The organism is Billgrantia pellis, assembly GCF_008297955.1.
Taxonomy (GTDB): Bacteria; Pseudomonadota; Gammaproteobacteria; order Pseudomonadales; family Halomonadaceae; genus Halomonas; species Halomonas pellis.
In genome coordinates this window covers 146741-160024 of record NZ_VTPY01000003.1, presented here as the reverse complement: position 1 = coordinate 160024, position 13284 = coordinate 146741, and the positions used below count along the sequence as shown (strand labels likewise).

Annotated in this window: 14 protein-coding genes and 1 tRNA gene; 9 read left to right on the top strand and 6 right to left on the bottom strand. The window is 61.6% G+C overall.

All coding sequences use genetic code 11. From position 1 onward, the window contains the following. Positions 1–88: 88 nt before the first annotated feature. From F0A17_RS06645 to F0A17_RS06610, 8 genes are all read left to right on the top strand, one after another. Positions 89–904 carry a citryl-CoA lyase gene (locus tag F0A17_RS06645; protein ID WP_149327574.1) on the top strand — a complete coding sequence of 272 codons (816 nt, stop codon included), beginning with the start codon at positions 89–91 and terminating at the stop codon, positions 902–904. Further along, a complete protein-coding gene (locus F0A17_RS06640; protein WP_149327573.1) occupies positions 901–2037 on the top strand; it encodes a CaiB/BaiF CoA transferase family protein in 1137 nt (378 codons plus the stop codon). Before F0A17_RS06645 ends, F0A17_RS06640 begins: the two co-directional genes overlap by 4 nt. Positions 2038–2133: 96 nt before the next feature. Further along, the gene (locus F0A17_RS06635; RefSeq protein WP_149327572.1) at positions 2134–3075 is read left to right on the top strand and encodes a dioxygenase family protein; all 942 of its coding nucleotides are present in this window, start codon (positions 2134–2136) and stop codon (positions 3073–3075) included. 55 nt (positions 3076–3130) lie between these two features. After that, positions 3131–4252 (top strand): C4-dicarboxylate TRAP transporter substrate-binding protein, encoded by a 1122-nt coding sequence (locus tag F0A17_RS06630; RefSeq protein WP_149327571.1) that lies wholly within the window; start codon positions 3131–3133, stop codon positions 4250–4252. A gap of 48 nt (positions 4253–4300) precedes the next feature. Further along, on the top strand, positions 4301–4882 hold the full coding sequence (locus F0A17_RS06625; protein WP_149327570.1) for a TRAP transporter small permease subunit: 582 nt from the start codon (positions 4301–4303) through the stop codon (positions 4880–4882). Next, complete coding sequence (locus F0A17_RS06620; RefSeq protein ID WP_149327569.1) at positions 4879–6198, top strand: TRAP transporter large permease; 1320 nt, start codon at positions 4879–4881, stop codon at positions 6196–6198. Before F0A17_RS06625 ends, F0A17_RS06620 begins: the two co-directional genes overlap by 4 nt. 31 nt (positions 6199–6229) lie before the next feature. Then, on the top strand, positions 6230–6829 hold the full coding sequence (locus F0A17_RS06615; protein ID WP_149327568.1) for a malonic semialdehyde reductase: 600 nt from the start codon (positions 6230–6232) through the stop codon (positions 6827–6829). 100 nt (positions 6830–6929) lie between these two features. Further along, positions 6930–7733, top strand: a complete 804-nt coding sequence (locus tag F0A17_RS06610; RefSeq protein WP_149327567.1) for a sulfite exporter TauE/SafE family protein — start codon at positions 6930–6932, stop codon at positions 7731–7733. Between the two features lie 91 nt (positions 7734–7824). Here the strand turns inward: F0A17_RS06610 and F0A17_RS06605 are convergent, their stop codons facing one another. The 6 genes from F0A17_RS06605 to F0A17_RS06580 all read right to left on the bottom strand — a co-directional run bounded on the left by F0A17_RS06605 (position 7825) and on the right by F0A17_RS06580 (position 11662). Continuing rightward, entirely contained in the window at positions 7825–8082 is a 258-nt protein-coding gene (locus F0A17_RS06605; RefSeq protein ID WP_149327566.1) for a hypothetical protein, read from the bottom strand. An 82-nt stretch (positions 8083–8164) separates the two neighbouring features. Continuing rightward, complete coding sequence (locus F0A17_RS06600; protein ID WP_149327565.1) at positions 8165–8533, bottom strand: SPW repeat domain-containing protein; 369 nt, start codon at positions 8531–8533, stop codon at positions 8165–8167. Between the two features lie 295 nt (positions 8534–8828). Then, complete coding sequence (locus F0A17_RS06595) at positions 8829–9761, bottom strand: manganese catalase family protein (protein ID WP_149327564.1); 933 nt, start codon at positions 9759–9761, stop codon at positions 8829–8831. 274 nt (positions 9762–10035) lie between these two features. Further along, the gene (locus F0A17_RS06590; protein ID WP_149327563.1) at positions 10036–11004 is read right to left on the bottom strand and encodes a YihY/virulence factor BrkB family protein; all 969 of its coding nucleotides are present in this window, start codon (positions 11002–11004) and stop codon (positions 10036–10038) included. Positions 11005–11202: 198 nt separating this feature from the next. Further along, complete coding sequence (locus F0A17_RS06585; RefSeq protein ID WP_149327562.1) at positions 11203–11376, bottom strand: YqaE/Pmp3 family membrane protein; 174 nt, start codon at positions 11374–11376, stop codon at positions 11203–11205. A 209-nt stretch (positions 11377–11585) separates the two neighbouring features. Further along, positions 11586–11662 (bottom strand) — tRNA-Arg (locus F0A17_RS06580). 76 nt (positions 11663–11738) lie between these two features. Here F0A17_RS06580 and F0A17_RS06575 point away from each other — a divergent pair. Next, complete coding sequence (locus tag F0A17_RS06575) at positions 11739–13265, top strand: amidase (protein ID WP_149327561.1); 1527 nt, start codon at positions 11739–11741, stop codon at positions 13263–13265. The last annotated feature ends 19 nt before the right edge of the window (positions 13266–13284 follow it).

Here is a 13284-nt window from a genome sequence, read left to right as displayed (position 1 = left end):
ATGTTTTTCTCAACATAGCGTTCTACATCACGAGCGCGGAGTGCCGCTCCGGCATGACACGCTCGCACTTGCTACGCGGAGCCAAAGCATGAAAATCGGGCACGAGACAATTCCAAGAACCGCCATCAGTACCTCTAATGCCGACACTATCGTGGTACGCGGCAAGGACCTCAGCGCCGAGCTAATCGGCCACACCACCTTTACCGACTATTTCCTGATACTGCTCGACGGTAAGCCAGTGAGCGATGTCCGCCGCCGGGTGCTGGATGCCACCCTGGTGGCCATCGCCGAGCACGGCCTGGTACCCAGCGTGCAGGCCAGCCGCATGACCTATGCCGCCGCTCCCGAGGCGCTGCAGGGCGCAGTAGCAGCGGGGCTGCTGGGCTGTGGCTCGGTGATCCTGGGAGCCTCCCAGGCGGCAGGGGAGCTATTCGCTGAGATCGCCGGTGAGGTCGACGGTGGCAAATCGCTTGAAAGCGCCGTGGAAGATGTCGTGAGCGCTCGCCGTGCCCGTCGCGAGCCGATTCCGGGCTACGGCCACCCGCTGCACAAGGCTCGTGACCCGCGCGTCGAGGCGCTGTTTGGCGTGGCGCAGGAAGCGGGCGCCGAGCTGCGCTACGTGGAGATCGCCGAAGCCGTGGAGCGGGCCATTCCCGGGATCGTCGGCAAGGAGCTCAAGCTTAATGTTTCCGCCGCCATCCCCGCCGTGCTGCTGGGGGCGGGCTTCCCGCTCAAGGCGCTGCGCGGCGTACCGATACTTGCCCGCACCGCCGGGCTCATTGCCCATCTGCTGGAGGAATCCGAGCAGCCCTGCGGCTTTGCGCTCTCCTATCAGGCGGCCCAGCGGGTCGAGTACACCGGTGAGGTACCACCGGGCTTCAGCCAGGAAGGGGGCGAATCATGAGCAAGGTACTCGAAGGCATCACCGTCATCGAACAGGGCACCTTCATCACTGGACCCGCCGCCGGCATGTTGCTAGGCGATCTGGGTGCCAACGTGATCAAAGTGGAGATGCCCGGCAAAGGCGACCCCTTCCGCGCCTTCAAGGGTGGGCTCTACAGCCCTCACTACCAGACCTACAACCGCAACAAGCGCAGCATCGCGCTCAATACCAAGGAGCCGGAGGATCTCGCCACCTTCGATGCGCTGATCCGCAATGCCGATGTCTACATCCAGAATTTCCGCCCCGGTACCGCCGAGCGGCTGGGGGCCGGCGAGGCGCGCCTGCGCGAACTCAACCCACGGCTGATCTACTGCGCCATCAGCGGCTTTGGCAACGACGGCCCCTACGCCGGGCGCCCCAGTTACGACACCGTGGCTCAGGCCGCCAGCGGTTTTCTCAAGCTGCTGGTCAACCCGGAGAACCCGCGGGTGGTGGGGCCGGCCATGGCCGATGCGCTGTCGGGCTTCTACGCCGCCTACGGCATTCTCGGCGCACTGGTGGAGCGCGGCCGCACCGGCCAAGGGCGGCGGGTGGACGTCTCGATGTTGGAGGCGATGTGTCACTTCAACCTCGATGCCTTCACCCACTATCTCTCCGAGAACGAGATCATGGGGCCCTACAGCCGGCCACAGGTATCGCAGTCGTACGTGATGCAGTGCGCCGACAGCAAATGGGTGGCGCTGCACATGTCCTCGCCGGAAAAGTTCTGGCGGGGGCTGGCCAATGCCATGGAGCACCCCGAGCTGCTGCAGGACGAACGCTTCGCCACCCGTGAGGGGCGAATCGACAATCAAGAGCAGATGATCGGGATGCTCAAGCAGGTGTTCCGTCGGTACGACCGGGCGGAGTGGTGCCGCCGTCTGGAGGCCGAGGACGTGCCCCACGCCCCCATGTACGACACCGACGAGGTGCTCCGGGACCCCCAGGTCAAGCATTTGCAGCTGGAGGTCAGCGCCGAGCACCCCACGGTGGGTACCTTCCGCACCCTGCGCTCGCCGGTTTCCTATGACGGCGTGAAGCCGCTGGAGGTGATGGCGCCCCCAGTGCTGGACGAACACCGCGACGAAATACTGGCAGAAGTGAAGCGCCGCTAGCGTTGAAGGCAGCGCACGGCGCAGTGGCACCATGACACAACGACAATCAACAGGCCGGGCGGACGCTGCCAGCCCAGGCCGAACAGGAGCCCAGTCATGTTCGAATTGCCCAACGAAGACGATATCGTGCCCCATGGCATTCCGCAGACCCCCGACGACATCACCGAGATTGTGCTCAAGGCGATGAGCCACACCAAGGACGCTCGGCTGCGGGAGATTCTCACCGCGCTGGTACGGCACCTGCATGCCTTCGGCCGCGAGGTAAAGCTGAGCGAGGAGGAGTTCATGGCCGCGATCAATGCGGTGACCCGGCTTGGCCATCTCACTCGCGACCGCCACAACGAGACCATGGTGATGTCCGATGCACTGGGGTTTTCCACCCTGGTAATGATTCTCAACCAGGAGCGCACGCCGGAGCAGATCTCGCCGGCTCTGTTGGGGCCCTTCTACAGTCGCAAGGATCCGGAGTACCCGCTTGGCTTCAATATTTCCCGCGATACGCCAAAGGTGGGCGATATTCCGCTATTCGTTTCCGGCCGAGTGACGAGCTGCGACGGTACGCCGCTGCCGGACGCCCTGGTGGAGGTATGGCACGCCTCGCCGGAGGGGCTTTACGAGAACCAGGACGACTCCCAGCCGCATCTCAACCTGCGCGGCAAGTTCCGCACCGACGGGGAAGGGCGCTACCACTTCCGCACCATTCGCCCGGCCAGCTACCCGATTCCTACCCATGGTATCGTCGGTGAGATGCTCAAGGCACAGAGCCGCCATCCGTTTCGCGCCGCTCACCTGCACTTCACCGTTTCCGCCGAGGGCTACCGGACCCTGGTGACGCAGATCTTCCCGAAGGATGATCCCTTCCTCGAATCGGACTGTGTATTCGGTGTTACCAGCGCCGACTTGGCCATGGAGTTTCCGATGCACGACACCGGCCAGGCGCCCGATCCCGACGTGCGCGGTCGCTACTGCACGTTAGAGGTGGATTTCGATCTATCCCCCGGAGTTTCGCGTCTGCCGGCATCGCCCATCGACTCTTGATGCCCGCACGCTGAAGCCCCGTGCCATAACAACAACCCTAATACGAGACGCCAACATGACACCTCTCAAGCATAACTCCGTCAAAGCGTATTGCGCCTCTCCCGCCAAGACCTTGGGCGCCGTGACGCTGGCTGCCGCCCTGCACCCCGCCAGCGCTTCCGCGATAGAAACCATCAGCCTGACCGTGGGCTCGAGCCACCCGACCACCATTCCCTGGGTGGGTATGATTCCTCAAGTCTTCATCCCCAAGGTTAACGAGATCCTGTCAAAAGAGGGCGAATACGAGGTGAACTGGACGGAAGCCTACGCCGGCCAGCTCTACGGCACCAATGCCACTCTCACTTCCATCCAGGACGGCATCGCCGATATCGGCTGGGTGTTCAGCTATCTGGAACCTTCGCGCATGCCGCTAGCCCAGATCAGCGCCTACACGCCGTTCACCACCAGCGATCCCGAGCTGATGCTCGACGTGATGAACGACCTGATGCGTTCGGTGCCGGAGTTCCGCGCCGAATGGGAGGACCACGACCTCGTGTTCCTCGGGGCTACCGCCTCGGATACCTACGACATCTACACCAACTTCCCGGTGGAGAGCCTCGACGATCTGGAGGGGGCGCGTATCTCCGCCCCTGGTGTGCTCGGCGTATGGCTGGAGCCGGTGGGCGCGGTGCCGGTGGATGGCACCCTGGCGAGCTATTACACCGACATCCAGACGGGTGTTTCCCAGGGCGTGGTGGGGCTGGCCACGGGTAATTTGCCGGCGCGCATCTACGAGGTGGCACCCTATGTCACCCAGGTCAATCTGGGCGTGGTGTTCTCGGGCGGACTGGCGATTAACCAGTTCACATGGGACGGCCTGCCGGAACCGGTGCAGGAGGCTCTGTTGGAGGCGGGCGAGGCTTATACCCGGGCCCACGGACGTGACCTAGCCGAGCGCTATGGGAGCTCGCTGGAACGCATGGTCGAACTCGGCGCCGATCAGAGCACGCCGGTGCAGGTCCAGGCGCTTTCCGATGAGGAGCGCCAGCAGTGGATTGACGGCATGCCCGGCCTGGCGGAGCAATGGGCCGAGCGCAACGAAGGGCGGGGCCTGCCTGCCCGCGAACTCCTCAGCACCTACATGGATGCCATGCGCGAGCGTGGCCACGAGCCGGAACTGGCCTGGGACCGTAACTGATCGGCATGCCCGGTCGGCGATGCCGGCCGGGCCTGAGGAGACGGGGTAATGACCTTTTCTTTCAAGACGCTAATGCTAGGGCGCCGGCTCGGTGGTGACCGCCACAATAGCCTGTTCGGCTACTTGGTGGACGGTCTCAACGCGGTGGGCTCGCTGCTGATCTTCTTGATCATGGCGATGATTGTGGTGGATGTGCTGTCGCGTAATGTGCTCAACAAGCCTATTGCGGGCGTGGCCGAGCTGGTGGCGGCCTCTATCGTCATGATTGTGTTCCTGCAGCTGCCGAGTGCCCTGCGCCACGGTCGTATGGCACAGGCCGACATCTTCCTCCAAGGCTTTACCGAGCGTCACCCGCATCTCGGCTATGGGCTGCAGAGCCTTTTCCATCTGGCCGGTGCCTATGTGCTGATGGTGGTCTACCAAGGCACACTGCCCATCTTCCTGCATACTTGGGAGCGCAACCAGTTCATGGGTGTGGAGGGAGTGTTCACCTTTCCCGTCTGGCCCATTCGACTGGTGGTGATCGCCTGCGCGGCCATCACGTTGCTGCAATACCTGCTGCTGGCGGTTCAGGCGCTGGTGTGGACGGTCAAGGGTAGAGCTCCGGACGCTGAGGAGGATCGCTCATGAGCGGTATCGAAATCGGCATCGCGGCGGTGGTCTTGATGCTGGCGCTGATCTATTTTGGCATGCACATCAGCATCGCCCTGATGCTGGTCTCCTTCCTCGCCATCTCGACCCTGCGCAATTCGGAATTGGCCACGCGTATGGTAGCCGCGGCGGCCAACGACTCGCTCGGCAGCTACCTCTATGGCGTGGTGCCGCTGTTCGTGCTGATGGGGCTCTTGGTGGTGATATCGGGTGTGGGCCGGGATACCTTCGACGTCTTTCAGTGGCTGACGCGCAGGATTCGCGGTGGCCTTGGTTTGGCTACCGTTGGCGCCAACGGCATCTTCGCCTCGATCACCGGCATCAGCGTGGCCTCGGCGGCGGTCTTCACCAAGGTGGCGGTGCCGGAGATGCGTCGTCATGGCTATACGCCCAAGTTCGCCGTGGGGGTGGTGGCGGGCAGCTCCGTGCTGGGCATGCTGATTCCCCCTTCGCTGCTGATGATCGTCTACGGCGTGCTGGCGGAGCAGTCGGTGGGGCGCATGTTCATTGCCGGGATCATTCCTGGCATCCTGCTGGCGCTGACCTTCTGCGTGACCATCGTGCTGCTCTCCTACCTGCGCCCCGCTTTCATGAGACAGGGGACGGAGATAGTAAAAGCCGAGACGGCCGACGAGTCGCCATTGGCGCTTGGGCTCAAGCTGATGCCCATCCTAGCGTTGATGCTACTAGTGCTTGGCGGGCTTTATTCGGGGTTCTTCACGCCGACGGAGGCCGGCGGCGTCGGCGCCTGTGGTGCGCTGCTGCTGGCGCTGCTCAAGCGTCGCCTCAGCCCGGCCAAGTTCTACCAAGTTCTGGGCGAGACAGGGCACGTGGCGGTGTCAATCCTGTTCCTGATCCTAGCGGCTTCGCTCTATAGCCGCATGCTGGCGCTGACCGGACTACCGATGGCCATCGCCCAATGGGTCACGGCCCTGGAACTGACCGCCTATCACTTCCTTTTTCTCTATCTGCTGGTGGTGATACTGATGGGCTGCATCATCGACTCGGTGTCGATCATGCTGATCGTGCTGCCCATCGTACTGCCCATCGCCCAGTTCTTCGGGATGGACCTGATCTGGTTCGGCGTTATTACCGTCGTCGCGGTGGAAATCGGCTTGATCACGCCACCGTTCGGCATTTCCGTCTACACGGTGAATGCGGCACTCAATGACCGCAGTGTGCCCGTCAAGGAAATCTTCAAGGGGGTGGCGCCTTTCTTCGCCGCGATGTTGGTGGTGCTGTTCCTCCTGGCGCTATTCCCCGTGCTTTCCACCTATCTGGCCTATCGCTACTGAACCGCAATGAGCGACGACAAGGAGACACGACATGGCTTCAGGGGTACTGAGCCAGCCGGTTCTGGACCAGTTGTTCCGGCAGGCGCGCACTCACGCATACTGGCAGGATCGTCCCGTCGAGGATGCTACCCTGCGCGAGGTGTACGACCTCACCAAGATGGCGCCGACCAGCGTCAATTGCAATCCGCTGCGAATCCTCTTCCTGCGCACTCGAGAAGCCAAGGAGAAACTCGTTCCCGCGCTAAAGGAGGGTAACCGGCGCAAGGTGGAGGAGGCGCCGGTGACGGCTATCCTGGCCTACGACCGTCGCTTCCACGACCATCTGCCGGAACTCTTTTCCCATGTGGATGCCAGGGCCTGGTTCGTGGGCGACGAGCCTTACCGGGAGGAGACGGCGTTTCGTAACGGCAGTCTTCAGGGAGGTTACTTCATTCTTGCCGCCCGTGCTCTCGGGCTCGATGTGGGGCCGCTCTCAGGCTTCGACAACGATATGGTGGACGGGCTTTTCTTCGCCGAGCGTTATCCTAACTATCGCAGCAACTTCCTATGCAACCTCGGATACGGCGATGCGGACAGACTGCGTCCGCGCGGCCCACGGCTGGGCTTCGAGCAGGTGTGTACATTGCTCTAGGCCCTGCCAGGCCAGGCGTGGGCGTCACCCAACCATGCAGAGCCGAAAGCACGATCTGGTAGACTTCATCGCCTATTCTTTTCGCGTGCGAGGATCGGTTGTGGAGCTTATCTGGTTGGCCTACGTGGCCTTGGGGGGATTGGTCGGTATCATGGCCGGTCTGTTGGGCATCGGCGGTGGCGGTATCATGGTGCCGGTACTGACCGCACTGTTCGTCATGCAGGGAGTGCCGCACGAGCATCTGGCTCACCTGGCGCTGGGAACGGCCATGGCCGCCATCATTCCCGCTTCCACGGCGAGCCTTCTCTCTCATCGCCGCCATGGCGCGGTGCGCTGGGAGATCGTTCGCTACCTGACTCCCGGCATTCTGGTGGGAACCTTCCTGGCCACTTTCATTGCCGCCTTGCTGCCGACCCGGGGCTTGGCCATCTTCTTCGCCTGTTTCATGATCTTGATGTCGCTACAGATGCTGGCCAACCTCAAGCCCAAGCCGACGCGCAACCTCCCGGGGCCTGTCGGCCTCGGCGGCGTGGGGCTGGGAATCGGCGGCATCTCGGCGCTGGTCGCCATTGGCGGTGGCTCGCTCACCGTGCCGTTCCTGACTTGGTGCAACGTCAAGCTGCCCATGGCCATCGGCACCTCGGCCGCCGTCGGGCTTCCCATCGCCCTGGCCGGTGCCCTGGGTTACGTGCTCAATGGCTGGGGATCGCCCGGCCTGCCGGGGGCCGCGCTGGGTTTCGTCTACCTGCCGGCGCTGTTGCTGATGGCGCCGTTCAGCATTCTGCTGGCACCCGTCGGCGCCAAGCTGGCGCATCGCCTGCCGGTAGCGATGCTCAAGCGGATCTTCGCGGTCATGCTGATGGGGCTGGCGCTGCAGATGGTGTATACGGTATTCACCGCCTGAGCATCAGGCCGCCGGGACCGAGAGAAGCAACACGGCCACCCGCAGGTGGCCGTGTCACGTTGGGCTCAGTCATCGCCGTATTGGAGCCCGGTCAAGGATTCACTCTCTGCTCGGGAGCTGCCAATACGGCTTTGAGGTGAGCGAGGTCGCGCGAAATGTCGGTTTCGACGAACTCCGCGAGCAGGCGTTCGGCCTCACGCTGGGCCGTGTCTTGCACGTATTCATCGTACGAGGCGATCGCAGCGCGGCAATATCGGCAATGCAGCACGTCCGTTGGCTTTGGATTGGCTTTCCAATAATTGCTAGCGCTGCATTCGGGACATGCAACCTTCCTTGGGCGTTGAAACATTCCGGCCTCCTGCCTGAAGTTCAAGTGGACGCTTTTATCCTAACACGGTTTCTCGCAAATGCGAGACGGTCACGCCTCGATGTCACAGCGTCGTCGAGCGTAGTCCCCGCGGTGCCTTCTCCGTGGTCAGGCTGGCACCGATTTCGAGTAGACCGAGTATCACGTGAGGCAGGTACACCGTATCCGCGAAACCGAACAGCCAGGGCGAAACCAGCAGCAGAGCACCGCTCAGCAAGTCCATGGTGAGGTGAACCGGCATGGGGATGAGATGCACGAGTCCAAGTTCATACTTCGTCATGAGGGCCTGGGCGAGCATCACCACACCCAGAATGATCGGCACCCATTGAGCGGCGCCACCCGTAGCGAAGCCGAAGAGAAATGGTGCCACGATGAGTAGCAAGCCCATCACGTAGTCCACCATTCCGTGCATTCGAGTCGAGATGAAACGCATGGCTATCCTCCTTGTATGCCAACTTTTGAAACGACGTCTAACCGACGCCTTCAGCATGGCACAGGCGATGACATGGGAAGCCTGCGTAATGTGCCATTATGTTGCTATGGTTAACATTCGGTAATGCCAGAGGCGGCGAAGGCAAAGCCACGGTGCGCTGGCATACAGCATCGGTATGTCACATGCCGAATGGATTGCCGGTCGGAACGAGAGAAAGGGGACAAGCTGAGGGTATGCTCGGCGTCTTTGCCGCCGGCACCGCATCACGCCGAGCATACGTCTCCTTAGAGCCTTACTAGGGGTATTGGCTCCACTGATTTGCTCCTTTAGGGATGGAATCTTTTATCTCCCGGGTGCGCTGACGGCTAACCTCCATACTCTTCTTATCGGCTTCCTCGTTTGTCATGGCCGCCCCCTGCGGCTCCTGATCACGAAGACCGTCAGTCGATGCGACATGTGCCTGAGGATCATCAATGTATTGCCACTGCTCACCCAACAAGGGGCTATCCCCCTCGTTCCACGGCCCTCTTGCTTCCTGGCCCTTGGACATATTGAAGTAGAGGTTGCTATAACGAGGATCCCCCTGTGCCACCCCCGGCGGGAAATTCGGTTGCAGGGTGGATAGCGCCGCCTCGAACATTTGATGGTGAGCGACCTCGCGTGTCATGAGAAACTTCAGCGTGTTTTTGACTTCCGGATCGTCGGTAAATTGCATCAGGTATTCATAAGTGATCTTGGCACGGGTTTCCGCGGCAATATCCGAGCGAAGATCCACGGTCAAGTCGCCATTGGCATCGACATAGTAACCTGACCAGGGAACGCCTTGGCTATTGGTAACGGTTGGTCCTCCTCCGCTGACGACCATGAACATCGGGTTGACCATCGCCTCATGAATGATATTTTCCTTTTCCGACTTCCCTACGACCATTTGCATGATTTCGGATTGCTCGGATATATCCTTCAGTTCGCCATTGACTCCATTCATGAGCATTTGTATCGTGGCGCCTACTATTTCCAGATGGCTGAACTCCTCGGTCGCGATATCCATCAGCATATCGTAGACTTCTGGATAAGGTTGGCGAGCGGCGAAAGCCTGTGTGAAATATTGCATTGCTGCCTTTAGCTCGCCGTTCATACCCCCGAACTGCTCCAAGAGAAGACTGGCGAATTTGGGGTCGGGCCCTGAAACGCGAGCGTTGAACTGGAGTTCCTTAGCATGATGAAACATAAGATCCTCGACTGCTCTTTGTAAGTGGATTCCTTCCAAATTTCAACATAGGCAGGGAGGCGGGGCGGCACAAGTTACGTTTGGTAAGTCAGAAAGAGTCACATTAGCGTCCTCCGATGGCCGCGTGTCGGAGATAAGAACGGCGGATCTTTCAATCGGTTATGAGTGATTGGCCAGCCATGCTTGTCCAGGCCGGGCGCTTCAAAGTCATATCATTCACTTGGTGTGAGCTAGGGCTTGTGGATAGGGCGTGTCTATCAGAACGTTGGCCTGCTCATTCCTTGCTCTCGCCGATCGTATCCGCGATATGGGCCTCTCGCTCGCCCATGGGTTCATTACCGCCCACCGTGGTGTCGTGCTTCGTCTGATGCTCCATTTCACTATTCAGTTCGGCGCCCATCAGAACGATGAACGCGGAGAGCCAGAACCACATCAGCAGAATGATGACGGCGCCTAGCGATCCGTAAGTCTCGTTGTAGCTGGCAAAATGGCGAACGTAGATCGAAAAGGCGATGGATCCCGCGATCCAGAGAAGTACGGCAACGAACGAGCCGATGCTGGTCCACTGCCAACGGGGGTCGTCGCGGTTCGGACCATAACGATAGAGAACGGCAATCGCCAACATGGCCACGAGCATCAGCAGTGGCCATCGCGCCACGTTGACGAGGGTGGCGACAAGACTGGGCAACCCGAGCAGGTCGACGATGGCGGGAATGGCCGTGATGACGCCTAGCGTCACGATTGTCATGAAGATCGCGCCGGTTGTCAGAGCCAGCTTGAGAATGGTTCTTTTGACGACTCCGCGGTTCTCTTCCTCGTCGTAGATGATATTTAGCCCTTCCATGAGTCCGTTCATGCCTTTGGAGGCACTGTAGATGGCTAGCAGCACACCCCCGACGGCTGCCAGGCTCATGCCCGCGCCAGCGTCCTGGCTGGCTTGTTCCGCCTGTTGTTGGATAATGCTTGCGGCTTCACCGGGAAGTAGATGGCTGATAGTCGTGATTTGTTGGGTAATTTGCTGGGGATCGAATGCAATGGCCCAGATGGAAAGAGTCGCAACGATAGCCGGCACCATGGCCAGAAGGCCATAGAAGGCAATGCCTGCGGCCACTAGAGAGACATGATCCCGCGTCATCTCTTCCTTGGTTCGTTTGAGAATATCCTTCCAGCCGGGCTTGGGTATCTGGCTCGGTCGATCTGCCCGTCGCCCACGCTGAGACGTCGCCGCGTTCCGGTTTGCCATGTTTCTTCCCTGAAAAATTGGCTGCCCGTTAAAAATAGGTAGTGCCGATAATCTCTGCAAAGCGCAATAGGTTACGGTCTGTGACGTGAGCACCACGAAGCTTCGGCGACATGCCTGCCGAGCAGGACGCCGTGGGGTTCTCCGTCAGCCTGTGGGGCTCATGACACCGGACCGGGGAAGACGACTGGGCGTAAATGGCTAATGTTTAAGGATGACATAAAAAGCATGAATAACGCCCGGAATGAAGCCCAGAAACGTCAGCAGTATGTTCAGCCAGAAGTGGCCTTTCAGGCCTACCTCCAGAAACACACCGACTGGCGGTAACAGGACAGCAAAAATCATCTTGATGGGGTCCGTTGCGGTAAATGCCATGACATCTCCTTGACAGTGACGCTCCTGATCGTGTTTCAAGTCTAGCGTATATCCAGGTGCTGTCTGCGCGACCTGACGTTCGGTTTCGAAATTCAAACACAATGCGTCGAAAGCGGCGCGTGAGGCTCCTGAGATGATGCCCAGGGCGATGCTGGCGAAAGGTAGGAAGAGAGGAAGCGGAAAAGGAAGGCTTTAGAGTGAGGCATTGTTGGCGCCCCCACCAGGATTCGAACCTGGGACCTTCCCCTTAGGAGGGGGACGCTCTATCCAGCTGAGCTATGGGGGCCGCACGGCTGCGCATTATACGGACTCGGGGCGGCGAGATAAACCGGTTGGACTGTTTGCCAGACGCGGAGGGAGGAATGCGGATCGACGAGTACCAGCGCTATGACGGGCTTGGTCTGGCCCGGCTGATACGTGCCGGAGAGGTGAGCCGGGCGGAGGTATTCGAAGCTGCCTGTCTGGTCATCGAGCGAGACGATCCGCGGCTCTGCGCGTTGGTGCGCACGCGCTTCGAGCGGGCGAGGCGCGAGATCGACACTCTCGATGCCGCCGCTCCCTTCGCCGGGGTACCGACCCTGACCAAGGATCTGCTGATGGCGCTCGAAGGAGAGCCGCTGGCCTTCGGCAGCGCGGCGCTGGCCGAGTGGAGGGCACCGGTGGATTCGACGCTGGTCGCGCGGTTGCGTCGGGCAGGCTTCGCCATCCTCGGCCAGACCGCAACGCCGGAGCTGGGACTGATGGGCATTACCGAGCCTCAGGCGTTTTCGCATCCGATCAACCCGTGGCAGCCAACGCATTCGCCGGGCGGTTCCAGTGGCGGGGCGGCAGCGGCGGTCGCCGGCGGGCTGGTACCCCTGGCGATGGCCGGGGACGGGGGCGGGTCGATCCGTATTCCGGCTGCCTACTGCGGTCTGTTCGGTCTCAAGCCCTCGCGCGGGCGCGTACCGCAGGGGCCGCTGCACGCCGAAGTATGGCAGGGCGCGGTAGTGGAGCACGCCGTTACCCGCAGCGTACGCGATAGCGCGGCATTGCTCGATGCCATCAACGGCATGGATCGCGGCGCTCCCTGCCCTCTGCCGCGCGAACGGGGGTTTCTGGCCACGCTCGACAGGCCGCCTGCGCCGCTACGGGTAGCGGTGTCGCTGGGCGAACCGCTCAGTGGGGCTCTCGATACCGTACTTCATCCCGAGGTGCGTCTGTCCATCGAGCAGGCGGCAAGCCGGTTGGCGTCGCTTGGCCATCGGGTGGAATGGGTCGATCCGCCCATCGATGGTGCGCGCCTGGCCAATGCTTACCTGACGCTCTACCTGGGGCACGTCAGCGCCGACCTGGCCTGGATCGCCCGCGAGACGGGGGTGTCCGTGGCGCGCCTGGACATCGAGCCCTCGACTCGTGCCATCGGCCGTTTGGGCCGGCGCCTGCCGGTACGTGACTATGAGCTGGCCAAGCGCGACTGGAACGCGGCGGCGCGTGCCATGGGCGAGTTTCACGACCGTTTCGACATGCTCGTTATGCCGGTGACGTCGGCCCCCGCGCCGCGCCTGGGGGAGCTCTATCCCACTCCGGCGCGAGAGCGCCTGATGTCGCTGTTGGCGCTTCCCGGCCTGGCCCGGCTGGCACTCAAGGTGGGCGCGCTCGGTCACTTGGCGCGGGATGCGCTGGCCCGTACGCCGTTTACCCAGCTCGCCAACCTCACCGGTCAGCCGGCCATGTCGCTGCCACTGCATGTCACGTCGGAGGGGCTACCGGTGGGTGTGCAGGTGGTAGGCGCCATGGGCGACGAGCGCCGCCTGCTGGCACTGGCCGCGCAGATGGAAGCCGACACGCCCTGGGCTTCGCGTCTGCCCATGGCCGGGCACGTTTCACCACCCGCCCCGCGCGGGTAGAATGCACGCCATAACCCGC